This window comes from Streptococcus sp. UBA4344, assembly GCF_002393675.1.
In the GTDB taxonomy this organism is placed as follows: domain Bacteria; phylum Bacillota; class Bacilli; order Lactobacillales; family Streptococcaceae; genus Streptococcus; species Streptococcus vicugnae.
The window spans coordinates 1-2079 of the sequence record NZ_DGTE01000038.1 but is presented as its reverse complement, the minus strand read 5'-3'; the positions used below and the strand labels follow the sequence as shown (position 1 = coordinate 2079).

The window sequence follows — 2079 nt, the reverse complement described above, 5'->3', positions numbered from 1 at the left end:
ATATAGTCGTCATGTCTTGTGATGATTGACTCGTATCAGCAGAAGCTGGCTGAGCTTCATCTTGTGAATGATAGGCATAAAGAAGCAAGGTCGAACAAGCTAAAAATGCTAGAAAACTCATACCATACAAAACTGAACTGGGTAGACTTTTCCGACGTCGTTTTCCACTAACTTTTCTTCTCTTCCTTTTTCTTACACTTGCCAAATACAATACAGTCCTTTCAAAAAGTCACCTCTCAGTATACCAAATTTTCACCAAAAAAGAGACTCTTAGCCATCAAAGATTCCAATTCATAAAAAGAACCTGAGACAAGTATGCCCCAGGCTAATGTTATTAATCTAAAACCTTAATAATATTTTTGACGATATTGTCAACAGTGATACCATTTTCAGCTAAAAGTTCTTGAGCATTGTAGCGATCGTGGAAGGCTTTTTCAACACCATAGTTTTGAACTTTAAGGTCAGCATCACCAAGATAGCTTGCGACCATTTGACCGTAACCACCTTCAAGGACACCATCTTCCAAAGTTACAACAACTTGGTGGTCAGATTCCAAACTATCAAGTAATTCTTCATCTAGTCCAGTGATAAATTTTGGATTAACAATTGTCGCTGATATACCATGCGTATCTGTTAATTCTTTTGCTACTTCCTCTGCTAAAGCATAGAAATTACCAAGTCCAAAAATCGCAACTTTATTACCATTTTGAGTCACTTGGTTTTTATTAAGAATTGAATAATCTGTTGTGTCCACAAGACCAGTTTCACGAAGTGGACCAACTGGGATGCGGATAGCTACCGGATGTTCATTTTGCTCAACAGCCCAATCAAGCATAGCTAAATGTTCTTCTTTGCTAGTTGGCGCAAGATAAACCACATTTGGAATATGTGCTAAAAATGGAATATCAAAGAAACCCAGATGACTTTCGTCATTCATCGCACTAACTGACGCTGAGTAAACCAAGGTTGTCACCGGAAGATTATTCAAAGCGATGTCATGTGACCACTGGTCATAAGTACGTTGCATAAATGGTGCTGCTACGTACCAGATTGGTTTTGCACCATTTTTAGCCAGTCCAGCTGCCATTGTTGCTGCTTCTTCCTCAGCAATTCCGACATCAACAAATTGTTTTCCAGCTTGTTTACGTTGGTCTTGATTCAACATAAACATTGGTGTTCCAGCATTGACAGCAATTACTGTTTGGTCATTTTTAATCTTATCTAAAACAAAGCTAGTTGTGATGCTATTATACGTTTCAGAAGCATTTGAAGCTCGAAGATATTCTCCTGTTTCAGGATTGTATGGCCCACCCGCATGGAAAGCTTCGCGATTTTCTTCCATGAATGACACACCGTTCCCTTTTTGCGTATGAATATGTAGCAAAACTGGGTGATTAGCATCTTTGATTTCTTCAAATAAAGTAATCAATTGGTCGAGGTCATTTCCTGCATCAAGGTAATGATAATCAAAACCAAGAGCTTTGAAAAGATTATTGTCAGCTTGACCGTCGCTTTCACGTAAGTCACGAAGTGCTGTGTAAATACCGCCAGTTGGGTTAACAGCGATTGATTGGTCGTTATCGTTAATAATGACAATCGTATTTGTCCCTTCTGTTGCGATTTGGTTTAGCCCTTCATACGCCATACCACCTGAAAGAGAACCATCACCAATAACCGCCACAACATTATAAGCTTCATCTTTCAAATCACGCGCTTTAGCCACACCAGAAGCAAGTGACAATGATGTTGACGTATGACCTACTGTGAAGAGGTCGTGTTCGCTTTCTTTAGGATTTGTGTAACCTGATACGTCATCATAATGCGCTGGGTCAAGAAAAGCTTGCGCACGCCCAGTCAACATTTTATGAACATATGATTGGTGTGACACGTCAAAAATGAATTTATCTACTGGTGAATTAAAGACATAGTGCATAGCAACTGTCATTTCAACCATGCCAAAGTTTGGTCCATTGTGTCCGCCATGCTGACTTGTTTTTTCAAGAAGCGCTTGTCGTGCTTCATCAACAACACGGTGCAAATCTTTACGAGATAATTGTTTTAAATCTTGTGGTGATGAAA

Annotated in this window: 1 protein-coding gene; it reads right to left on the bottom strand. The window is 39.2% G+C overall.

Annotated elements, in window-relative coordinates; genetic code table 11:
- Window positions 1-334 precede the first annotated feature (334 nt).
- A partial coding sequence (locus tag B4D49_RS07415; protein WP_286783659.1) for a 1-deoxy-D-xylulose-5-phosphate synthase occupies window positions 335-2079 on the bottom strand: 1745 nt, incomplete at its 5' end.